Origin of the sequence: Acinetobacter sp. WY4 (genome assembly GCF_018438165.1) — a bacterium.
Taxonomy (GTDB): domain Bacteria; phylum Pseudomonadota; class Gammaproteobacteria; order Pseudomonadales; family Moraxellaceae; genus Acinetobacter.
In genome coordinates, this window is record NZ_CP053947.1 from 1,453,774 (window position 1) to 1,476,063 (window position 22,290).

The following is a 22,290-nucleotide window of genomic DNA, read 5'->3' on the forward strand; positions in this document are numbered from 1 at the left end:
CTTAGCCGGCAGTGTATTTAACCTGCAGGTTATCGATCAGACGTGTATTCCCCAGCTTTGCTGCTATAAATAACACAAGATCTTGATTAAACGTATGAATTTTTTGTAATTCTGGCGTGCGGGCTTCAACATAATCAACAACGAAACCGGCATCGGTTAGGCTCTGACGAATTTCGGCCAATACCGTATCCAGTTCCACGCCTGCATGTAATTGCTGTTCAGCCCGTTGCAAGCTTTGATAAATGACCGGTGCGATTGCACGATGCTCTTCGCTTAAATAACCATTGCGCGAACTTAAAGCCAGGCCATCTTCTGCACGGGCAATCGGTACACCAATCACTTCCAGTGGAATATTCAGGTCTTGTACAAACTGACGAATCACCGCCAATTGCTGATAATCTTTCTGGCCAAAGAAGGCGTAATTCGGCTGTACGATATTAAACAATTTAGTGACCACCACCGCCACACCATCAAAATGGCCGGGACGCTGCAAACCGCATAAATCATTGGTAATGTCAGAGACACTGATATTGGTCAGACGCGGTTTTTTGCCATACATTTGCTCAACCGTCGGCGCAAACACGATGTCACAACCAACTTCTGCCAAAAGCTGCTGGTCCTGCTCAAGCGTACGCGGATAGCTGTCAAAATCTTCATTTGGCCCAAACTGGATCGGATTGACAAAGATACTGACCACCACCACATCACACAACTTACGCGCTTCACGCACCAAGTTTAAATGTCCTTGATGCAGATTACCCATGGTTGGTACAAAACCGATAATCTTGCGACTGGTACGTGCCGGATTTAATGATGCCGCTAAGCCCTGAATGGTGGTTTCTGTTTTCATCTTACAATTCAACCTGAAAAGTTTGTTCTGGTGCCGGGAAAGATCCATCTAAAACTGCAGCATGGTAGGCTTTAAAAGCATCCAGAATGGCTGTCGCACCCGATTGTTCTTGCATAAAATTACGTACAAATTTTGCAGTGTGGCCAAAGGTCAGACCCAGCATATCCTGTACCACTAGCACCTGGCCGTCTGTGGCTGCGCCCGCGCCAATGCCAATGACCGGAATCTGCGGAAACAGCTCGGTGATTTCTTGGCCAAGCTGTGCCGGTACGCATTCAAGTAGCAATAGTGCAGCACCCGCCTCGACCACTGCCTTACAGTCCGCAATGAGCTGATCGGCCGCTTCACGGGTACGAGCTTGCAGCTTATAACCGCCAAACACATGTACCGACTGCGGAGTAAGACCCAAATGCACACAGACAGGAATACCGTTACGGGTCAGCACTTGCACGGTTTCTGCCAGCCATGCACCACCTTCCATTTTCACCATTTGCGCGCCGGCCTGCATCACGGTTTTCGAGCTTTGCAAGGCATCATTCAAGGTAGCATAGCTCATAAATGGCAAGTCAGTCATAATAAAGGCATGCTGGTTACCACGGCGTACCGCAGCAGTATGATAAGCCATATCTGCAACCGTGACTGGCAAAGTCGAATCACGCCCCTGAATTGACATTCCCAGAGAATCGCCAATTAAAATGCTGTCCACTTCGGCAATTTCCATGGCTTTGGCCATACTGGCATCATAGCAAGTCAGACATGAAAATTTGCGTCCATCTGCTTTAAAGCGTCTTAAATCACTCAGACTGACCATGAAAATGTTCCTCTATGCTTGAAAGTTCTGTCGAAACTACCATCACTTAAAAATTAAATATTTGCCCAGTTGCTGTCATCGAGTACCGCGAGGGTCGATTGTTTGACGATGTCCAGGTCTTTTAATCTATGTCCATGAACCTGCATTTCAGGATCAATATCCAGAAGTGGAATCAGGACAAAATCACGCTCTAATACCCCGACATGCGGCACAGTTAAGCGTTCATTGTGAATCTGTTCATTGCCGTAGATCAGCAAGTCCAGATCCAGTGTACGTTCGCCCCAATGACGTAAACGTACCCGACCTGCGTCCTGCTCAAAGGCTTGCAAACGATCCAGCAGGCTTAAAGCGGCCAGATCGGTATTTAACTGCACCACTGCATTCAGATAGTTCGGCTGATCCTGTGGTCCCATCGGTGGACTTTGATACAGATGCGAAGTTTTCACCTGCCCCAAGGTCGCCAGTTTCTGTACAGCTTCTGCCAGAATCTGGCGTGAATCGCCTAGGTTACTGCCCAGGCCAATATATGTCACGATCATTGTGTTGGTCCAAATACCACTTGGCTCAGATCACGTTTTACCCGCTGACGTTTCATAATCGGATGATCTGCGCCAATTTCACCGCTGGCACTGGCTGCCACATGCGACAGAGGTTTCGCCTTGTCTTCAAACTTGGCTTTACGCACCCGACGATTGCGTGGTTCAGGTTCATTCACTAACGGCTCAATCTCGGCAAGATCTTGCTGTTGGGTCAGTTTCTGGTCCAGATGTTCTTCTTGACTCGCCTTGCGACGGCTCTTGGCACGCTGACGGTTATACTGGCTAATGGCCCGTTCTTTCTCGTCACCGCTCATTTGCTGGTAAGCATCCCACCAGCTGCCCATGCCTTGGGCAGTTGCATCGCCTGATTTTTCACGCAGCAGCAAAAAGTCAAAGCCGGCACGGAAACGCGCATGACTGGACAAGGCCTCAATTTGCTGTGGTTTTGGATTCAGCAAACGGGTCTGCATTTCCCAGACTTCACGAATAAAAGTTTCCGCAAAGCGTGGAATAATAGTGCGGGTTGCCTGACGTTTTAATACGTCGAGCCCAGCTTGGGCACGGGCTTCGGCCGCTACTACACCTTTATTCAGATAGAATTCACAACGCTCAAGGAACGGCTGCCATAACAATACCGCATAGAAAAATGCAGGGTTGATGGTCTTGCCGATAGAAATACGCTGATCGGTATTTTTCGCAGCACGTTCCATAAACGGCGTAATTTCAGGCTTGATATCTGCAAATAACTGCTGCCAGATGCCGAAATCGATCAGCATTGGCAAGACACGATTTAGGTGTCCCATGGTGAACAGTTTCTGTGATTCATCATAAAGTCGATGTGGAGAAACATCACGCAGCAACTGGGTCATTTCCGGCGTAAAGACATCCAGAATCGCTTCATCAATATTAAAGTTCAGTTTGGCCGCAAAACGTAAGGTTCGCAGCATGCGCACCGGATCCTCTTCAAATCTTAAAGTCGGATCACCGAGTAAGCGTAAGGTTTTGCTGTGAATATCATCCACTGCATTGCAGAAATCCAGCACAATGCCTTTACGCGGCTGGTAATACATCGCATTGATGGAAAAATCACGACGGGCAAAATCCTGCTCGATGCTGCCCCAGTTGTTATCACGCAGAATCATCCCCGCGGCCGAGGTCACTGCTTTTTTTGGTGGTGCACGGAAGGTTGCCACTTCAACCAGTTCCCGCCCTGAATAGACATGCGCCAGTTCGAAACGTCGTCCGATAATTCGACAACGTCGTCCGAAAACTTCCTTGACCTGAGCCGGGGTTGCATTGGTGACTGCATCGAAATCTTTAGGATTCAAACCTAACATCAGATCTCGAACACCACCACCCACGATATAAGCTTCATAGCCTGCCTTGTTTAAGGCATCAATCACATCGAGAATATAAGAAGGTAATTGAGCGGTTGATAAACCACATTTTGACGCGCGCAAAGTTTGCAAAAGACGCTGTCTCCTACGTCTGAACGTAAAATTCTAAGATGACGCTAATCATATCGCTTACACGCCTAAAGGGCAATTTGATTATGTCAATCCTGCGAGTCAAATCAATCAGCTAGTCATGATCCGTACTGTCGCCTTACAAGGCCAGTTTGGCCTTGTTTTTGGCAAATAATGCCGGCCCAATACCTTTGACCAGCTGGATCTCTTCAATGCTTTTGAATTTACCGTTTTTTTGCCGATGCTCAATAATCGCCTCGGCCTTCTTTTGACCAATACCATTTAGCTGCTGTAATTGCTCCACTGTTGCATTATTCAAACTGATTTTATCAGCGGCAGAAGATGTCGATAATGCAGGCTTCGCCAGATAGTGATTGCTTTCTGATGAAGCCGTAGCGGCAGCTTTTTTCTTCAGGCGGGCGTCGTGTTGTTGTTGCTGGGTCTTCCATTCCATATAATCGGTCGCAGTCGCATGCGCAGTTCCGATAGAAATAAAGCCCAGCCAGCAACTCAGAAGAAAGTTAATCCACGTCGGACCGATTCGATAAGGTATTTTTTTCATGTGCTGCTCTTTGTTTTAATTCTAATTTAGCCTGTTCCCAGAGCTGATCAAGTTCAGCCAGTGACAGTTTTTCCAAGTCTAATTGTTGTAATTGTGCCTGATCTTCCATCAAGGCAAAGCGGGTCCGGAATTTATGGATCGTCCCCAATAATGCCATCTCGCTGGAAATGCCAAGTTTACGACCAACATTCACCAGAGAAAATAAGCAGTCGCCAAATTCTTCCTGTATTTCATCGGAATCTTCTCCAGCTACCGCTTCTTTTAATTCAGCCAGCTCTTCTTCCAGCTTGGCATAAGCACCCGCCATATCAGGAAAATCAAAACCGATTTTGGCGACATTTTTTTGAATTTCATCGGCCTGTACCAAAGCCGGTGCATATTTAATATCATCCAGACGTGAACGCGGCTTGCCCTGCTTTTCTTGCTGTTTGATTTCTTTCCATAGCTCAGACACATCTTCTGGGCTGAGCTGCGCAAACTGTTCCGCCTGAAATATATGCGGATGACGGCGAACCAGTTTATCGGTAATGGCCTGAACCACATCCTGAAAATCGAAAGCCCCCTGCTCGCTATACATTTGCGACTGGAACACTACCTGTAACAGCAAATCACCCAGCTCATCGCGGACATCGTCGACTTTTCCAGAGCGGACTGCCGCTTCGACTTCGTAAGCTTCCTCAATGGCATATTTGGTCAGAGATTCGGGGGTCTGCTGCTGATCCCATGGACATTTTTCACGTAATTCGCGCATGACCTTGAGTAGTTGTTCCATGTTTAAAAACCTCTTTTTTTTTACCAAATTGTCGCGTCAATCTGCCAGTTTCTTGTTATGCTCAAAAAAAAAGACAATAAGGAGATCAGGCACATGCACAGTATATTGATTAGCGGTGCAGCACAAGGAATTGGTGCCGCGACAGCCGCCCTATTTTACCAGCACGGCTACAAGGTGGGTATTTATGATGTTCAGGTGGAGCAGGCAGAACAACTGGCCCAGCAACTGGGCGAACATGCCAAAGCCGGTTTTCTGGATGTGGCTGACTATGCTTCTTGGGAAACAGCTTTAGCCGAATTTTCAGCTTGGGCAGGTGAAATCAATATTCTGGTCAATAATGCCGGGATCCTATATTCAGGGCCTTTTGAAGATACTACTATTGATGCACATCACCGGACTCTGGATATAAATGTCAAAGGGGTCATGAACGGCTGTCATGCCGCTTTCCCTTATTTAAAAGAATCTTCATTTGCCCGCATCATTAATCTATCTTCCGCTTCGGCGATTTATGGCCAGGCCGATTTAAGCAGTTATTCCACCAGCAAGTTTGCAGTGCGTGGCCTGACTGAAAGTCTGGATATTGAGTGGCAACCCTATGGGATTCGAGTCTTGGATGTCATGCCGCTTTTCGTCAGTACGGCCATGGTCAAAGATATGCAGGCAGAAAGCATCAAAAAGATGGGCGTACATTTAAAAGCAGAAGATGTTGCACAAGATATTCTGAAACTGGCAGAACTCAAAGATTCTATCTGGCAAGCAACGCATCATCTGGTTGGTTTCAAAAGCCAGTTTTTATTTCATTTATCGCGAATGAGTCCGCAATTTGTGAATCGGCTGAGTAACCTGCTCATCGCCAGAAAATAAAATCTGAGATTGATTCTGGCCTAGACAATGTGATGAAGCTGAATCACCGGAAATCTCAGCCCGTTGCAAGAGTGCTCACTCTGCCAGGCCACGGTGAGCATGCAGCCAGTAAGCGTATAATTTTGATAGGCATAGACGCCAATCTCTGGGTGTTCGCAGCGCCCGCCATTTTGCTCAGGATGAAGATTAGTATTCAGTTCATTCAGGTTGATCCGGATTCCCAAGCCTGATGCCTTTAACACGGCCTCTTTGGTCGTCCAGACTTTAAACCAGTATTCAGGGTCATAAGCCAGCGCTTGCCAATTTTTGAGTTCTTCAGGATGGAAGGCGTGCTGCGCCAAAGCTTCAAAACGGACTTTACGGCTCAGTTCTTCAATATCGATTCCCAAGTTTTGGACATTCCTGCTCGTGGCCAGGGCGTAGAAATTTTGACTATGACTATGATTAAAACTGAAATCCGGATAGTCATTTAAATAAGGCTTGCCATATTCAGTGGCGGTGAAATCCAGAGATTGGATCGGATGATTGAATTGATCTGACAGCAACTGGTTACGTCGCGCATAAATTGCCAGTTTTCGATTTTTGATTTGCTCTACCCGTGATTCAGGCGGTTTAATCGAAAAGAACTGATCTATTTTTTGTAGATAAATTTGAATATTTCGCGACAATGCAAAGCTCATAGAAACAGATGGACTTTTTCATTTTACGTCGCCAGATAAAAAAAGAAAGCCTGTTCGAAAACAGGCTAGACTCATATTGCTTAGATTGAATCAGAAATATCAACTGGTTTTGCTGCTGCAGATTCTGGCGCCTTAAAGTTCAAGCCCGCTTTTTTCATCAATTGCGGATACTCCACCAATGCCATTGTTGCGTTTTTTGCAATTCCAGTCACATCACCTAATAGACCTTTGGCATCCATAAAAGACATACCGCTATCGCTGACACTACGCGGATTACTGAGCATTTGCATAGACACCTGCTTACTATTAAGCACGAGTTCGCGTGCAGACAAACCCGCAATCGCAAAGTTAGTAAGTGAATTAACTAGAAGCTGTTTCTGGCTTACACTTAATGCATTAATACGTTCCAGTGTCGCCGCTTCATCCTTTTTTGATGCATCCAGAACATCATTGGTCAATTTGGTAATCTCTTTCTGGATTGCCTCTTTTTCCTTTACGTCTGAGGTAGTTTTCAAGCTGTTTAATTTGGTTTTCAGCTCTTCACTGTCTTTACGTTCAGCAAACAGGGTTGCCAGTGTCGTTCGGCTTTGAATAAACATGGCATTGGTGGCTTGTGCCTGCTTAAGAAAACCCGCCAAATCCAGATTTTGTGAAGATGTGCCTGTTGTCGTTGCAACTGCTTTTGATGCCAGACTACTCAATGTTCCAAGACCGGCATGGCTTTGCGATGCCAATACAGCACTTCCCAAGATCAAGATGCTTGCGATTTTTTTCATAGTATTTCCCCTTATAATTCCTTACTGAACTGCATCGGCCTTTTGCACGATCTGATTTAAAATTTTTGGTAATGCCTTGAACATCTGAATGTTGTACATTTCATGACGATGGGTGATATCAATCCCTTTTAAACTAACTTCTTGCTGTAAACCGACAGCCCCAACACGTTCCTGTTTTGCATTAAAACGCCGCGCGCCACCTGCCAACACCAAAGTGGCATCGCAACTGGATTTGTCTGCATTGCATTTAATAGAGTCTTCTTGAACCTGAATTTTGAATGCTGGCTGTAAGCACTCGTCTTTAGGCACATACAGTTTCAAATCTAGCTGTTTTTTAAAGCCGGCATTTTCAGTCATTTTTATAATTGATGTTTCCAAACTGGTCTGACCTTTAAAACCTGAGCCTGTGGCATAAAATGGACGTTTGGACTGACTGGTAAATGCGTGATAAATCAGCGGACCAAATCCATAAAATGGAATCTCTCCGACTTGATCAGTATGCAAGCTTGGACAAAGTACACGAGCAAGTTTCGACTCACCCACAGCAGCATGGCTATCCACCAAGATGCTATCACCCGAACGTACCGGCAGGCGGTCATTTCCACTCACAGGAAAATCAAGCTGCGCTTTGACTTTAGTCCCTTGACGCTCAATGACTGTAGCTTCCCAAGTCGGGATTAACACTTGACGCTGAGCAACTTTTTCACGGTTATACACATGAATTTTCATGCCTGTGGTCAAACGCTCGCCTGCATCCTGAATCGTGATGGTCTCGCTACCACCACTCGCTACCTGAAAATCTGAACGGGTAAATTGAATCCCTTTTTGGAATTGCTGACCCAATTTCACCAAAGCATTTTTAAGTGCCACTTCTTTACGCGTATCCAGTGAAAAACCCATTCCTTGTGAAATGGCTTCACTAATTTCATCAGTCGCATGCGCCGAATAAATCACGCGCCCAGAACGGTCAATCACCTTAGTCTGCACTTCAGAAACCTTAAATTTTTTCTGCAGATCCTGGGTCAATTGCTGGGTCAAGGACAGCAAGCTACTTTGAAATTTCTGCTAGACCGCCTGAAGGGTTGTAGCCGCCTCGACATCAGTCGACAGCACCTGTATAGGTTGAGATAAAGTAGCGCTATCGGTATAAATCACTTCTCCGGATAGGACATTGGTCAACTTTAAACTTAAAGTGACTGGCAGAAAAATCTCGGCTGTAGACTCCTTTTGCACCACATATTCGCTGGCCCGCAAAACTTCCAGAGAAGCCACATAGCTTCGATGTTTATTCTGTTGGGAAATTGAAGTAACCACCTGATCTTGCAAGGCCTGTTTCAGCTGCTGCTCGAAAGCTTATACAACTTGAGTACGAATCGTCTCGCTAGATACAGCCTTGCTAAAGTCACAGGAAATGGATGATGCGTTTGCTTCTATATGTTCCACCGATTGACGACAAGGCAGTTCCAGCCCGTAAATTCCCTTCGCCGGAAAAACCTGAATATTGGCCTGCGCACTAGCCGTTCCCATCAGCGCCATGGCAAGCATGACTTTTTTCAAGCTTATTTGCATTGAGTACCACCAATACATAAAGTAATGGTATTCCCTGCTTGCAGGCGTTCGGCATTCGACAGAACAGGATTTACCCGGCGCAATGCTTTGGCAAGTTCAGCACTTAAGGGCTTTTCACTCTTATAAGTCATGGTCATCTCGACCAATTTGCCATCCTGGGTACGGATATCGATATTTTCCGCACCATCCATTTCATCTAAGGCTACGTACAGGTCATCCCCTAACCGGCTAGATACGCTACCTGATACACTTTTTACAAAGAGGGTTATTTCCTTACCATACATGCTGCGGTTTTTCGAATAGGCGAGGATTTGTGGACCGACTTCAGATAGCGTCATTTCACCCAGTTTACGGGCAACATTGGTACGGCAAGTATCTGTCGTTGCAGCAGTTGATGATTCTGTACGGGTATCGCCGCCCATCAGTGTGCCATCATCGACTGAATAAATTTTATAGCTGAGTGCACCATCACAAACAAACTGACCCGTTGCACCTGAACGACCACGGTCATAAATATAAGAGCTACCGACCATAAACCAGTCCGCTTTTTCCTGACGTGCAGCCACTGCAAGTTTTGCCAGCTCTGCATCACCCAGTAATTGTTGAATGGTCATACTCTTGCCTTTGAGATAACGGCTACGAAACACATCCGAATCCATTAAGCGTAGATCATATTTAGATGCTGCACGGGCAATTGAGGTTAACGTTTGATTTTCACGCTCAGGTGTGGTCGACGGGGTTTGATATTCCACATATTTCACAAAATTTTGAATATCATTCTGGCGTTCAGACTGGCTATAACGTGCTGATTCACTGGCGTTATAACTTGCTGAAGCAGAAGATTTACCTGAATTATTGTGACTTGATGAACGTGCAGCAACGCCCGCACCTGCACCATAGTAATTACCATAGGCATAGCCTGAAGCCGAAGCTGATTTGCCTTTTGATGAATATGATGAACTTTCACTGGCTTTTGCACTTTCTTTCGCGTCATAGCTGGCCTTTTCATCATAGGCATAGCTCTTATCAGAAAAGTACGACGTAAATTCTTTCACCGGTTTTGAGTTATCTCGCGGTACACCAAAATATTCATCCATTACGATCATGATCGGACTGATTCGGCTATTTTTTTTGGATAAACCCAGGTCATTCAAAATCTGGCGAAACTCCTGGTCATCCATTTCAATTGAAATAGAAGTAACCAGTTCATTGTTATTGTTGGTTTGACTACCACGATTAAATACGTAGCCATTGTCAACTTGTTTCACAATATCTGCCAGATGGGGCTCGGCATCCTGCATGGCTTGAGGGCCATTTATTTTTTGATTAAAGCAATGACTGCATCAGTTTTTGCATTATTCAATGCTTGATTCCGTGTCCCTACTGGATCTTTTTTAATAATGGGACTACTGCCCTCACCATTTACTTTGATCATTTCAGCACACGCAAGGCTTGGCAAGCCCATCATACAGATTAAGGCTAATGCAGTTTTTTTCATGTTCCCCTCACACCACCGCAAATTTGGGCAGTAATTTCTTATGATCTTTTTCAGTCAATTTTCATTTTTGCGACTGAATTAACAATTTCACACAAATATAATACATATCACATAAATATTAAATTGATACTTATACTAAATAACTATAATTAAAAGAATATTTTATTTTTATTAAATTCAAAATTAAGCCTGATTAAAAAATATTTTTTATAGGTAATAAAAAAGCCCGCTGTACGCAGGCTTTTTATCCGAAAAATTTAAACTATAGAATTAGCGTTTAAATTTCTTCTCGGCTTTCTTGAACTTCTGTACATAACGACGTTTACGCGCAGCTGCACGCTCATCCACTTGAGACTTACGGCCTTCAAACGGGTTTTCCGAAGTTTTAAACTCGATTTTAATCGGCGTACCTTCAAGCTTGTATACTTTACGGAACACGTTTTCCAGGTAACGACGATAATCCGCTGGGGTTTTATCCACCTTGTTACCATGAATCACGATCGTTGGCGGATTTTGTCCACCCATATGCGCATAACGCATTTTAATACGACGACCCTGAACCATAGGTGGTTGGTGAGCCTCTGTCGCATCATTTAAAATCTGGGTGATTTTTGCTGGTGACACTTTCAAACGAGATGAATCATAAGCACGGTGAATCGATGGATAAAGATCACCCACACCCGTTCCATGCAATGCAGAAATCAAATGCACTTTGGCCCATGGAATGAAATCGAAGCGACGCTCTACATCGAGCTTACATTGCTTACGATCATATTCAGTCATGTTATCCCATTTATTGACTGCAATGACCATGGCACGACCCGCTTCAAGTGCATAGCCAATCAAATGCAAGTCCTGCTCAACAATACCATCACGCGCATCAACCACAACAACAATTACGTTAGCATCTTTCATTGCCTGTAAAGTTTTAACAATCGAGAATTTCTCAATCATTTCATCAACTTTACCTTTACGGCGCACCCCGGCAGTATCAATCAGGGTATATTGACGGCCATCACGCTCGAATGGAATATAAATCGAGTCACGTGTTGTACCCGGCTGGTCAAATGCCACCACACGCTCTTCACCGAGCAAGCGGTTCACCAGCGTTGATTTACCTACATTTGGACGACCAATAATCGCTAAACGCAGACCCGTGTTTTTGTCATGCTCTTCCGGATTTTCATCTTCCGGTACATCGGCAAGTACATCTTCCAGCATTTGCTGGACACCACGACCATGGCTGGCTGCGACTTGTAACGGCTCGCCCATACCCAGTTTGTAGAATTCAACCAAGGCAGCTTCAGCATGTACACCATCGACTTTGTTGGCAACCAGAAAGACTTTTTTGCCTAAAGTACGCAATTCACGGGCAATCTGCTCATCAGATGCCAGCAATCCGGCACGCGCATCAACCACAAAAATGATGAGGTCGGCTTCATGAATAGCAGTCTTGGACTGCTCTGCCATGTACGAGTCAATCCCACCTTCATTTTCGCCAATACCGCCAGTATCGACCACAATGAAAGATTTATTTTGATAGGTAGCATCGCCATATTTACGGTCGCGTGTCAGACCGGCAAAGTCTGCCACCAATGCGTCACGGCTCTTGGTAATCTGGTTGAACAGCGTTGATTTTCCGACGTTCGGACGACCAATGAGCGCAATTACGGGTTTCATAGAGTAACCTTTATTTAATATCAGGCGTCAAAGTGGCCTGAACATCAGAAAGCATAGGAAGATATAAGGGGTAAATACCCTAAATAAAAACACGGGGCATTGATTTTTCAATCACCCCGCGTTCACAAAATACGGTTGTGGCTAGTTTAGCATAAGGCTCGTTAAAATTAACGGTTCTGCCAAATGCTTAATGCGCCCTTGCGTGTGGAAACATACAGCTGGTTGTCGATGACGCGTAAGCTACGTACTTCCCCAGAGGTTTTCGAACGACCAGTAATCTGTCCGGTACGCGGATCAATCAGGTGCAAGACACCATCCAGATCACCGACTACAAGATCAGTACCCAGCATCACCGGATTACTTAACTTGCGATTCAGCAACTGGTCATTTTCCCAAAGCGGTTGACCCGAGGTAATCTCAAAGGCTTTGATTTTGCCATCGGTTTGCGCCACAAATACGCCATTACCCACAACTTCTGGACGCTGGATACTGCTGGCATCTTCACTCCAGACCACCTGTTGTGAAGCTAAATCCAGCACAGTCACCTGACCTTGATAACTGGTGGTCACCACAAACTGGCCTGCAACGACCGGTTCCCCGTCAATATCAACCAGACGCTGGATATCAGAACGTCCATCCGACACTGCGACACGACGCTGTAATTTTGGCACACCACTTAAGGCATCCAGTGCATAGATATAAGCATTGGAAGATGCAATCAGTACATTACGGGCATCTAATGCAACCGGTGCAGCCATACCACGCAGGCTGAATTGTACATTAGGTAAGTTATAAGTCCAAACTTGTGCACCCGTCGCAATTTCATGCGCATATACGGCGCCATCATTGCTGACACTAATGACACGACCAGCATGAATTAATGAAGGTGCCAGTAAAGCACCCGTCAATTGCGTAGTCCATTTTTGCTCGCCGGTTTGCTGATCCAGCGCAAACAGTTGGCCTTTCTGGTTGCCAACGACAACAAGACCTTCAGCAGCTTCAACACCAGAACTTAAATTGTCTTTGCTGACTTTTTTCTGCCACAGACGCTGTTTGCCTTTAAATGCAGACACTTCGCCTTTCGGATCAATTGCAAAGACCACACCATTATCTGCATCCAGACGTAAACGCAACGGATCAGCAGCATCTGTCGAAGCCACACTGGTGGAAAATACAGGGACCAGTGTTTTGGCTTGGGTCAGTTTTGGAAGTGGATTCGGTTTTACTTCTGGAACTTTATTGGTTTTACCTGCACAGCCAGCCAATGCAAGCGTTAAAACAGTCAAGGCACAGGTAATTTTGTATTTTCTATTCATTCAGCTTCTTCCGCTTGTGTTTCTATAATTGGGCGTTCGATTTCCGGATCATCGACCAATACGCCTACGCTTTCGAGCTTAATTTGTAAAATCTGACGTTCTTCTTTACGTTCGATCAAAGCATCCCATGCACTTTGATATACTTTTTTAGCATTTTCAATATCATTTTTGGCAACATAGATATCGCCACGTGCTTCATCGGCAGTTGCTTTAAATGCAGGCTCAGTGACTGCTTCTAAAGTTTTCAATGCAGCATCATATTTTTTCTGTGCCAGTTGTGCATAGGCCAGACGAAGTTTGACGACCTGAACTAGCCCTTTATCATCTACTTTCGAGTTTTCAACTTTCTGTAGCGCTTTCTCGGCCGCAGCATAATCTTCTTTGTCATAAGCCAGTTTAGCCATCATCAGCTGGGTCTGAATCGCCTGTGCTGAATCCGGTGCTTCCTTGACAATCTTGTCCGCAGCTTCAGACAACTTGGCAAAACCATCACCTTTCGATGCCTGCGCATCATCCATCAACTGCTGAACCTTGGCAGTGTGCATTTGCGACTCTGCCAGGTTTTTCTTCTGCCAATATTCCCATCCAAAAAAGGCAATCAGCGCAATTAAAATCCCGGTAATCATCGAAGAACCATATTTCTTCGTAAAGGATTTTAAGCTTTCAAACTGTTCATCACCACTCATTGCGCTCATGAGATTACCCTTTTCCTAATGTTTTATCGATTATTTTGAAGAAATTTTAGTACTAAAAAATGCAACGAAGTCTGTAAATGGTACATTCGATTGCTCTGCGGTTGCCAGCTCTTTCACAGTAAACGCCTGAGCTTCCAGTTCACGCTCGCCCAAAATCGCCGCATACAAAGCACCGGCTTGATCAGCCTTTTTCATTTGCGATTTCATTGAACCTTGTGAGCCTACTTTCAGACGAACCTGACTGCCTGCTGCTTCAAGCTGATCACGAATCTGCTCCGCAATGACCAAAGCTTTACCTTGAGAAGCCGGTTCAGCCACCAGGAATACTTCACAATCACGTGCCCGGGTATTGTCTTCAACCTGTTCAAGCAGAAGCAATAAACGTTCAATCCCCATGGCAAAACCAACAGCAGGGACAGATTGATCAGGCTTGCCTTTAAGTTGCCCCACCAGACCGTCATAACGGCCACCGGCACAGATCGTACCCTGTGAACCCAAATGGGTTGTGGTCCATTCAAAAACAGTTTTGTTGTAATAGTCCAGACCACGTACCAGTTTTTGATTGATCACAAAACTGATGCCTGCATCGGTCAAGTACTGTTGTAACTGGGTAAAATGCGCCAGCGTTTCTTCACCCATAAAATCATGAAGTTTCGGTGCATTTTCCAAGATGCTTTGTGTTTTGGCATCTTTAGAATCCAGAATACGCAGTGGATTGGTGGTCAGACGACGCTGAGAATCTTCATCCAGATCCGCTTTATGTGACTCTAAAAATTCAACCAGTGCCGCACGATATGCTGCACGCTCATCCGACTCACCGAGTGTATTTAACTCAAGCTGAACCTTGTCTGCCACACCCATACGTTTCCACAGACGCGCCGTCATCAGAATCAGTTCTGCATCCATATCTGGCGTTGCCACACCAAAGGTTTCTACACCAAACTGGTGGAACTGACGGTAACGGCCTTTTTGCGGTTTTTCATAACGGAACATGGGTCCGATATACCAGACGCGAGGCGTCGCACCGCGCAGCAGGTTATGCTCCAGCATGGCACGCACACAACCCGCCGTCCCTTCAGGACGCAGCGTCAACGACTCAGGCGGATTACCCTTGTCGAGGAAGGTATACATTTCTTTTTCAACGATATCGGTTGCATCACCGATCGAACGCTTAAACAGATTGGTCTGCTCAACCATAGGCAAACGGATTTGTTGATATCCATAGGCATCCATCAAACCGGATAGATGCTGTTCAAGACGTCTCCAAGCTGGGGTTTGCGTTGGGAGAATGTCATTAAAACCTTTGATTGCGACGATTGAACTCATGATCTACTCAGGAAAACTTGTACGAATAATTTCTTTAGATTTAGCTTCTTCAAGCTCGGAAACACGTTGACGAACCATGGTTTCGATTTCATCAACCAATTGATTCGTGTCAATTAAATGGCTCTTTTCACCATTACGGTACACCAGTGAACGTGGACTTGCACCCACTACACCAATATCCGCTTCTTTGGCTTCGCCCGGCCCATTGACCTTACAGCCAATGACAGAAACATCCATTGGGGTACGAATATCTTCTAAACGCTCTTCAAGTTGCTGCATCACTGAAATCACATTAAATTCCTGACGTGAACAGCTTGGGCAGGCAATGAAGTTAATCCCGTTGGAGCGCAAACCCAGCGATTTCAGAATATCAAAACCAATTTTAATTTCTTCTTCAGGCTCGGCAGCTAAGGAAATACGCATAGTATCCCCAATGCCTTCCATCAGCAGGCCGCCCAAAGCGATCGCAGATTTAACCGAACCGGTACGGTAAATACCCGCTTCTGTGACACCCAGATGGAGCGGATTATCAATTTGCTGTGACAGCAAACGATACGCATCCATGGTCAGGAACACATTCGATGCTTTGACTGAAATTTTGAATTCCTGGAAATCCAGACGGTCTAAAATATCGATATGGCGCATCGCAGATTCAAGCAATGCCTGACCTGTCGGCTCGCCATATTTCTTTTGAATATCTTTTTCCAGGGAGCCGGCATTGACACCGATCCGCATGGAAATGTCGTTATGACGTGCTGCGGCCACGACTTCACGAATTTTCGCTTCAGAACCGATATTGCCCGGGTTAATCCGCAGGCAGTCTGCACCCAAATCGGCAACTGCCAAAGCAATTTTATAATCGAAGTGAATATCCGCCACCAAAGGTACATTGACCTGCTTGCGAATTTCACCAAATGCCGCCGCCGCTTCCATGGTAGGCACAGAAACCCGCATGATGTCCGCGCCTGCATCGACGCAGCGCTGGATCTGAGCAACCGTAGCTGCTACATCACAGGTTTCAGTATTGGTCATCGACTGGATACTGATTGGTGCATCACCACCCACATAAACTGAACCCACACGAATTTTACGTGTTGGACGACGTTTAATTGGATTTACGATCATCGTTCTGCTCTACTCTTGATCTGTTAAGGTGATAAACGGAATTCTGCTTTTCCGTTCACAGTGTAGGGTGACAATGAAATATTTTCATTATTTAAACTGAGTGATACAGCCGATGCATCATCCAGACGAATCTGGAATGGCGCTTCACCATTCAGTTGCAAGCTCGATGCCTGACGGCCAGTTGCCAGAACATTACCCGCCGAGTCGACAATATGCACCGAAGTCGGACGGTTAAAATCAAGCTTCAGCTGATCACCGGAAAGTGCGGCACCTGTATCCAGATTCAGAATCTCGACATTAGAAGCGCCTACTCCAGAGACTTCACTGCTATTTTGGGAATTACTACTCGACCAGTTCTGAATCATGGCAAACAGTGCGCCCAAAATCAGCAAAAGTACCAGCGTAATAAAAATGCGCTTTAACCACTTACGATTACGGTCACGGTTAGAACCTGGTAATTTCCCCATAATTTTAATTGGAGAATTGTTCAGGGCATGATTCGGCAGCAACCCGGTATCATTGGTATAGATTTCATCAAAACGCTGAATAATACTAGACGCATCTACACCCAGAAATTTGGCATAAGTCCGGTAATAACCTTTGATAAAGGTCGCTTCTGGCAAAGATTTGTATTCATCCTGCTCAAGAGCAGTCAGGGTTTTGACCGGAATATTCAGCTCTTTCGCTACATCTTCCAGATTACGTTGCTGATTGATACGAATCTGGCGCAAGTACTCGCCCGGACGTTGAATATTTCCTAACGCATTTGGAGCTACGCTCGAATGATTCGATGGTGAATTAGGATTTACTTCCATACGGCCTCAGTACTGTACTGTAATTGCAAATAACGTTGGTATTCCTGGCTTTCAGGAAAGAGTGCACGTAACTGGTTGACCAATACCTGCATACCCAACTGATCACCCCCGGCACGCGCAGTGCGAATGCCGACCCAGAGCGCACGAGCACCCTGATTCTTCTGTCCCACACCACGCACAAACTGTTGATACATTTGTGTCGCCGCCGGGAACTGCTGGTTCAAATAAAATATTTCTGCCAACTCTAACATTGAAATATAAGAATCGCGATTGGCTTGCAGCGCCTGTTTGAATGATTTTTCAGCATTTGTTGCATCACCCAGTTTCAGGTAAATCCGCCCCATATTTTCCAGTGCGCGGAAACGTTGATCATAACCCAACGTGGCACCAGCAATTTGAAACTGCTCAATCGCATCATTATAGCGTTCGAGCTGATATAAATAAGTGCCGTAATTATTTCGCGCCTGCGCATTTTTCGGATCTGCCGAAATCGCACGCTTGAAATAATGATCTGCTTTTTCGAGATTAAGCTTACTACCTTCCTGTTGCAGTAGCACGCCCATCATCATATTTGCTTGAGAATCACGCGGACTGCTTTCAAGTGCCTGATCCAGCGCACGTTTAGCTGCATCCAGATCACCTGTTCTCAGATATTCTACCGCCAATTGGGTACGGACTTTGGTGGCCTTTTCAGGGTCTTTCTGACCCAGATCTGGCGTCTGACACGCGACTAAAACCAAAGACACACATACTGTTGAAATCAAAGCAAACTTTGATGTTAGATTTCTCAACTGGCGACCTCTTATTATCCTTGTGAGCGCATGATCTCATTCGATTGCGCAATTTTCTTTTTCCACTGTTCCGCACGACGGGTACGGTCAGCAACTTGTCCGACTAACTGTCCGCACGCGGCATCAATGTCATCACCGCGTGTCTGACGAATCGTACACACAAAACCGGCATCAGACAAAGTTTTTTGGAAAGAAATAATCCGGTTGCGGCTTGAGCGGCCATATGGCGCATGCGGGAACGGATTAAAAGGAATCAAATTAATCTTGCTTGGTAAATTCTTTAACAGCTTAATCATTTGCTGCGCATGTTCAGGATGATCATTCACGCCATCTAACATCACATATTCAATCGTCACGTGTTTACGTGAACTTTCATTCCCATCTTTGGCAATATAACGCTGACATGCTGCAATCAGCTGCTCAAGCGGATATTTTTTATTGATCGGCACCAGCTCATTACGCAGTTCATCATTTGGCGCATGCAATGAAATAGCCAGCGCCACGTCAATATCTTTGACCATCTGATCGATTTTCGGCACCACACCAGAAGTCGATAAAGTCACACGACGTTTTGACATGCCGTATGCAAAGTCATCCAGCATAATGCGCATTGAATTCAATACTGCATCGTAGTTGAGTAATGGCTCGCCCATGCCCATCATCACCACGTTCGTGACTGAACGTTCACGCTCAAGTACAGGCACATCTTCCATATAGGAATAGTTCGCCATCCAGAGCTGACCGATAATTTCTGCCTGGGTCAAATCGCGCTGAAAACCCTGTTTACCGGTCGAACAGAATGAACAGTCCAGTGCACAGCCCACTTGTGAAGAAATACACAAAGTGCGACGTAAACCACTGCGATGTTCAGCAGGAATCAATACGGTTTCGACGAGGGAACCTTCACCGTCGCCAACACGGAATACCCATTTACGGGTACCATCTTTAGAATAGTTTTTATGCACCACTTCAGGCGCTTTAATTTCACAAATCTTTTCCAGTTTTTCACGCAGTTTGCCGGAAATATTGGTCATTTCAGCAAAATCAGTCACAAAGAACTGGTGAATCCATTTCATCACCTGCCCGGCACGAAACTTCTTCTCACCCATGTCCTCAAAGAATTTTTCCATTTGCGGACGTGACATGCCAAGTAAATTCACTTTCTCGACAGTATTTGCCTGTGCTGGAGCGGATGGAGTGTGTTGCTGTGGCTCAGAAACTGCTGATACAGCGACTGCTTCAGTACTCATGTGTATTACCTAAACCATGTCTAAAGATGAAAGGAGAAGCTCAATATGTGAGCAAAGAATTATTCAGAGAATAAAAAAACCAGATAAGTATAATAACACTTATCTGGCTTGAATACTGCGAATTAACGAGTACGTGGAGCAATCTCAGTTTGAGCGAAGAAGTAATTAACTTCACGATCAGCAGATGCTACAGAGTCAGAACCGTGAGCAGCGTTTTCATCAATGCTTACAGCGAAATCTGCACGGATAGTACCAGGAGCAGCTTCTTTAGGATTCGTCGCGCCAAGGATGTCACGGTGAGCAAGAACAGCATTTTCGCCTTCAAGAACTGAAACAACCACTGGACCAGAAGTCATGAATGCAACTAGGTCAGCAAAGAAACCACGTTCTTTGTGCTCAGCATAGAAGCCTTCAGCTTCAGCTTGAGTCAAATGTTTCATTTTAGTTGCAACAATTTGAAGACCAGCTTTCTCGAAACGAGCAAAGATGTCGCCGATGTGGTTTTTAGCAACTGCGTCTGGTTTAACGATAGATAAAGTACGTTCGATAGCCATGATAGGCTCCTTAAGTCAATTGTTGACATGAAAATTTGGCGCATTATACCGAGATAATGCGCATTTTTCTGCTTTTCATCTGTAAAAAAATGCTTTTTTAAGATGAGGGCTTAGCGTGCCTCATCAATCCATGCCATTTGAATGGCTTCAAGCAGACCTTCAGTCGACTTGGTTGGATCATCTTCAAATTCAGGCAAAGCACATACCCAGGCATGTAAATCAGTAAAACGAATCCACTGCGGGTCCACATCTGGATGCGCTTCATAGAGTTCAATCGCGATATCGAGCGTGTCAGTCCAACGTAAACCCATCTCTATTTCTCACCATAATTGCTTTGATGCTGTACTTTAACAAATCTGTGAAAATCTGCGAGCCTTTGCTCCGGCTTTCACTTATTTTTACAGCACAATATTCAGATAAGGTGCGGTCAGGACAATAGCAATTGCCATCATGCCACCCAGAATTGCGCCAACTGCCACATCACTTGGATAATGCAATCCCAGCACCATTCGGGACACTGCGACCAGAACCGTAAAAGGCAACATCAGCATCAGTAATAAAGGTGCGACATAACCTAAAACGGTGGTTGCCATCACGGCATGCAAGGTATGCCCGGAAGGAAAACTGAAATGATCCAGTGGATGCTCACCCAAACGGATCACTTGATGTACCTGATAAGGACGTGGTCGTACAGTTTTGATTTTAAGCACCTTGTAAATCATAGTACCTATAGTACTTCCCAAAATCAGATAAACAATCTGCACGGTATAGATCAAGCCTTGCATGATCCAAACCAGTATCAGCATGAAATACCAAAATGCACCATTTCCTAAGCGGCTAATCATTTTAAAAAAAGTGGCAATACGGACTGAATGCGAAAAATGATTCAGATAAACACAGCCTTTCAAATCGATTTCTAAAAATTTAATCTTTACATTCTGGAGTTTCACACTGGTGCTCCTTTCTTGTTTTATATCCTGTATTCCTGATGCTGTACCAGTGAATACAGTGCCTGTTCAAATTGCCGGACCGGATATTGCCAGCCTACTTTTTCGGCTTTTTTACGTGCTTGCGCGCCCATCTGCTGTAATCTTTGCAGATCAGGCAGTCCGAGCATCTGCTGAATCAAACCCCGCTGATGTCCAAGTCTGCTCAACCATCCCGTTTCACCATGCTGCACATGCAAGTTTGCACAAGCATAATCATAAGCAATCACTGGCAAGCCACTGGCCATCGCTTCCAATACCACATTTCCAAAGGTTTCAACCTGACTGGCAAAACAGAATACATCTGCACTGGCATACGCCGCTGACAGTTTTTCTCCTGTCAAGCTACCGGTAAAAACAATACTGCCATCCTGATTCAGTTGTTGCAGTCGAGTGCGATCCGGCCCATCTCCAACCACTACCAAACGTATATCTTGCTGACGAACTTGGCGCAGCACAAAATAGGTTTTGATCAGCACGTCAATTTCCTTTTCAGGAGAAAGCCGTCCGACATACAACATCACCCGGGTCTCGTTTGAAACTCCCCAAGCATAGCGCAAATCTGGTGATCGCCACTTTGGTGAAAATGTATCTGGATCGACGCCTCTGCCCACAACTGCCAAGGGACAAGTTACACCAAACTGATTTAAGGCTTGAGCCGTACCTCGACTGGGGACACAGGTCAAATCAGTATTATTATGAAACCACCTTAAATAGCCTTGAATCGGCTTAAGCAAAAAAGCCAAATCAAAAAACCGACTAAATTCTTGAAATGACGAATGGAAACCGCTAGAGACTGGAATTTTATGGAATTTTGCAAGCTGTTGAGCTACCAAACCTAAAGGGCCTTCGGTCACAATGTGAATAATATCGGGGGTAAAAGTTTCAACAGCTTGATGGATTTTTAGAAATTGCGGTCTACCAAACTGCAAATTGCTATATTTAGGAAGGCAATGCGCTTTAACCAGACATTCACTATGTGGTTTAAAATCGTTACAGGCTTGTCGTTGTTCTGGACGTATTAATAAAATCTTATGTCCCTGTTTTTGCAATCCTTTACAAAGTTGCAATAAAGCATGGGCAACACCATTGATTTCAGGAGGCCAGGTTTCAGTCACAATGGCTATTTTGAGACGAGGACGAGTCAACTCTTCCAAAGGCAGGGTCATTTTTGTTTTTTGCTGTCGCAACTGTTTTAAGTCAAAGCTAATATTTTGAAGTGCAGACATTTTTTTCGATAACGCTGAGGTGCAGGGCTGTTCCATATCACACCTATGTGATTATATTTTAAGCTAAAGTCTAATGCTTATTTATTGCATTTTAATGATATTACCCCCCTTCTCTCATTTTATTCGGAAGTTGATG

26 protein-coding genes are annotated in these 22,290 nt (G+C 45.1%); 1 reads left to right on the top strand and 25 read right to left on the bottom strand.

Features of this window, described 5'->3' with window-relative positions; translation table 11 throughout:
* Position 1 precedes the first annotated feature (1 nt).
* The 6 genes from panC to mazG form a co-directional block, all read right to left on the bottom strand.
* Positions 2-850, bottom strand: coding sequence for a pantoate--beta-alanine ligase (gene panC / locus G4D73_RS06870; RefSeq protein ID WP_005107864.1), 849 nt, complete (start codon positions 848-850; stop codon positions 2-4).
* A 1-nt stretch (position 851) separates the two neighbouring features.
* Positions 852-1,661, bottom strand: coding sequence for a 3-methyl-2-oxobutanoate hydroxymethyltransferase (gene panB, locus G4D73_RS06875; protein WP_004278337.1), 810 nt, complete (start codon positions 1,659-1,661; stop codon positions 852-854).
* A gap of 53 nt (positions 1,662-1,714) precedes the next feature.
* Positions 1,715-2,200: a 2-amino-4-hydroxy-6-hydroxymethyldihydropteridine diphosphokinase gene (gene folK / locus G4D73_RS06880; RefSeq protein WP_213687680.1), complete on the bottom strand. Its 486-nt coding sequence runs from the start codon at positions 2,198-2,200 to the stop codon at positions 1,715-1,717.
* The gene (pcnB, locus tag G4D73_RS06885) at positions 2,197-3,669 is read right to left on the bottom strand and encodes a polynucleotide adenylyltransferase PcnB (RefSeq protein ID WP_180181072.1); all 1,473 of its coding nucleotides are present in this window, start codon (positions 3,667-3,669) and stop codon (positions 2,197-2,199) included. The genes folK and pcnB overlap by 4 nt, the downstream gene beginning before the upstream one ends.
* Before the next feature lie 136 nt (positions 3,670-3,805).
* Positions 3,806-4,228 carry a ComEA family DNA-binding protein gene (locus tag G4D73_RS06890; RefSeq protein ID WP_191112194.1) on the bottom strand — a complete coding sequence of 141 codons (423 nt, stop codon included), beginning with the start codon at positions 4,226-4,228 and terminating at the stop codon, positions 3,806-3,808.
* Complete coding sequence (gene mazG, locus G4D73_RS06895) at positions 4,188-5,000, bottom strand: nucleoside triphosphate pyrophosphohydrolase (RefSeq protein ID WP_213687681.1); 813 nt, start codon at positions 4,998-5,000, stop codon at positions 4,188-4,190. Before mazG ends, G4D73_RS06890 begins: the two co-directional genes overlap by 41 nt.
* Before the next feature lie 93 nt (positions 5,001-5,093).
* Between mazG and G4D73_RS06900 the strand changes: the two genes are divergently transcribed.
* Positions 5,094-5,864, top strand: coding sequence for an SDR family oxidoreductase (locus G4D73_RS06900; RefSeq protein ID WP_213687682.1), 771 nt, complete (start codon positions 5,094-5,096; stop codon positions 5,862-5,864).
* Positions 5,865-5,884: 20 nt separating this feature from the next.
* On the opposite strand, the gene G4D73_RS06905 is transcribed toward G4D73_RS06900, so the two are convergent.
* From G4D73_RS06905 to G4D73_RS06980, 19 genes are all read right to left on the bottom strand, one after another.
* The gene (locus G4D73_RS06905; RefSeq protein ID WP_213687683.1) at positions 5,885-6,544 is read right to left on the bottom strand and encodes a 4'-phosphopantetheinyl transferase family protein; all 660 of its coding nucleotides are present in this window, start codon (positions 6,542-6,544) and stop codon (positions 5,885-5,887) included.
* An 80-nt stretch (positions 6,545-6,624) separates the two neighbouring features.
* The gene (locus G4D73_RS06910) at positions 6,625-7,320 is read right to left on the bottom strand and encodes a hypothetical protein (RefSeq protein ID WP_180038806.1); all 696 of its coding nucleotides are present in this window, start codon (positions 7,318-7,320) and stop codon (positions 6,625-6,627) included.
* 21 nt (positions 7,321-7,341) lie between these two features.
* Positions 7,342-8,367 (bottom strand): hypothetical protein, encoded by a 1,026-nt coding sequence (locus G4D73_RS06915; protein ID WP_228305195.1) that lies wholly within the window; start codon positions 8,365-8,367, stop codon positions 7,342-7,344.
* 18 nt (positions 8,368-8,385) lie between these two features.
* On the bottom strand, positions 8,386-8,646 hold the full coding sequence (locus G4D73_RS15490; RefSeq protein ID WP_228305196.1) for a hypothetical protein: 261 nt from the start codon (positions 8,644-8,646) through the stop codon (positions 8,386-8,388).
* Positions 8,647-8,673: 27 nt separating this feature from the next.
* The gene (locus G4D73_RS15495; RefSeq protein ID WP_228305197.1) at positions 8,674-8,889 is read right to left on the bottom strand and encodes a hypothetical protein; all 216 of its coding nucleotides are present in this window, start codon (positions 8,887-8,889) and stop codon (positions 8,674-8,676) included.
* A complete protein-coding gene (locus tag G4D73_RS06920) occupies positions 8,880-10,190 on the bottom strand; it encodes a hypothetical protein (RefSeq protein WP_228305198.1) in 1,311 nt (436 codons plus the stop codon). Before G4D73_RS06920 ends, G4D73_RS15495 begins: the two co-directional genes overlap by 10 nt.
* 14 nt (positions 10,191-10,204) lie before the next feature.
* The gene (locus G4D73_RS15500; protein WP_228305199.1) at positions 10,205-10,387 is read right to left on the bottom strand and encodes a hypothetical protein; all 183 of its coding nucleotides are present in this window, start codon (positions 10,385-10,387) and stop codon (positions 10,205-10,207) included.
* Positions 10,388-10,657: 270 nt separating this feature from the next.
* Positions 10,658-12,067 (bottom strand): ribosome biogenesis GTPase Der, encoded by a 1,410-nt coding sequence (der, locus tag G4D73_RS06925; protein WP_213687684.1) that lies wholly within the window; start codon positions 12,065-12,067, stop codon positions 10,658-10,660.
* 167 nt (positions 12,068-12,234) lie between these two features.
* Positions 12,235-13,383 (bottom strand): outer membrane protein assembly factor BamB, encoded by a 1,149-nt coding sequence (gene bamB, locus G4D73_RS06930; protein WP_213687685.1) that lies wholly within the window; start codon positions 13,381-13,383, stop codon positions 12,235-12,237.
* Positions 13,380-14,078, bottom strand: coding sequence for a YfgM family protein (locus G4D73_RS06935; RefSeq protein ID WP_044109972.1), 699 nt, complete (start codon positions 14,076-14,078; stop codon positions 13,380-13,382). Before G4D73_RS06935 ends, bamB begins: the two co-directional genes overlap by 4 nt.
* Before the next feature lie 30 nt (positions 14,079-14,108).
* Positions 14,109-15,404: a histidine--tRNA ligase gene (gene hisS / locus G4D73_RS06940; protein WP_213687686.1), complete on the bottom strand. Its 1,296-nt coding sequence runs from the start codon at positions 15,402-15,404 to the stop codon at positions 14,109-14,111.
* Positions 15,405-15,407: 3 nt separating this feature from the next.
* A complete protein-coding gene (ispG, locus tag G4D73_RS06945) occupies positions 15,408-16,529 on the bottom strand; it encodes a flavodoxin-dependent (E)-4-hydroxy-3-methylbut-2-enyl-diphosphate synthase (protein WP_180038809.1) in 1,122 nt (373 codons plus the stop codon).
* A 23-nt stretch (positions 16,530-16,552) separates the two neighbouring features.
* Entirely contained in the window at positions 16,553-17,344 is a 792-nt protein-coding gene (locus G4D73_RS06950) for a helix-turn-helix domain-containing protein (protein ID WP_213687687.1), read from the bottom strand.
* Positions 17,335-18,135: a type IV pilus biogenesis/stability protein PilW gene (gene pilW / locus G4D73_RS06955; protein ID WP_005245984.1), complete on the bottom strand. Its 801-nt coding sequence runs from the start codon at positions 18,133-18,135 to the stop codon at positions 17,335-17,337. Before pilW ends, G4D73_RS06950 begins: the two co-directional genes overlap by 10 nt.
* A gap of 14 nt (positions 18,136-18,149) precedes the next feature.
* Positions 18,150-19,385: a 23S rRNA (adenine(2503)-C(2))-methyltransferase RlmN gene (gene rlmN / locus G4D73_RS06960; RefSeq protein ID WP_004278358.1), complete on the bottom strand. Its 1,236-nt coding sequence runs from the start codon at positions 19,383-19,385 to the stop codon at positions 18,150-18,152.
* Between the two features lie 122 nt (positions 19,386-19,507).
* Positions 19,508-19,939 carry a nucleoside-diphosphate kinase gene (gene ndk, locus G4D73_RS06965; protein ID WP_004647460.1) on the bottom strand — a complete coding sequence of 144 codons (432 nt, stop codon included), beginning with the start codon at positions 19,937-19,939 and terminating at the stop codon, positions 19,508-19,510.
* A 110-nt stretch (positions 19,940-20,049) separates the two neighbouring features.
* On the bottom strand, positions 20,050-20,250 hold the full coding sequence (gene iscX, locus G4D73_RS06970) for a Fe-S cluster assembly protein IscX (protein WP_004278360.1): 201 nt from the start codon (positions 20,248-20,250) through the stop codon (positions 20,050-20,052).
* Positions 20,251-20,337: 87 nt separating this feature from the next.
* The gene (locus tag G4D73_RS06975; RefSeq protein WP_004278361.1) at positions 20,338-20,889 is read right to left on the bottom strand and encodes a phosphatase PAP2 family protein; all 552 of its coding nucleotides are present in this window, start codon (positions 20,887-20,889) and stop codon (positions 20,338-20,340) included.
* A gap of 20 nt (positions 20,890-20,909) precedes the next feature.
* Complete coding sequence (locus tag G4D73_RS06980) at positions 20,910-22,190, bottom strand: glycosyltransferase family 4 protein (RefSeq protein WP_184412636.1); 1,281 nt, start codon at positions 22,188-22,190, stop codon at positions 20,910-20,912.
* Positions 22,191-22,290 lie beyond the last annotated feature (100 nt).